The sequence below is a fragment of the Bradyrhizobium sp. MI1.3 genome, from assembly GCF_055811695.1.
Window position 1 is genome coordinate 1 of sequence record NZ_JBVVPQ010000321.1, and the last position, 236, is coordinate 236.

The 236-nt window shown below is 61.0% G+C and carries 1 protein-coding gene; it reads left to right on the forward strand.

What is annotated here, in order from left to right:
- Nucleotides 1-228, forward strand: a 228-nt coding sequence (locus AC0L3A_RS41155; protein ID WP_473256634.1) for a hypothetical protein, incomplete at its 5' end; no start/stop codon positions are given.
- Nucleotides 229-236: the final 8 nt, after the last annotated feature.

The window sequence follows — 236 nt, forward strand, 5'->3', positions numbered from 1 at the left end:
ACGATCTACACGATCGGCGGTTCGTACAACCTGTCCAAGCGCACGCTGCTGGACATCCAGGTCGCGACCGTGCGCAACAGCAAGTCGGCTAACTTCGGTCTGGATGCGAACAACGCAGGCCGTGGCTGCAACATCACCGCTTCGGACGGCACGGTCTCGTACAACGAGAACCCGCTGCCGGGCCACAGCCAGACCGGCGTGTACGCAGGCATTCAACACTCGTTCTAATCGAACGG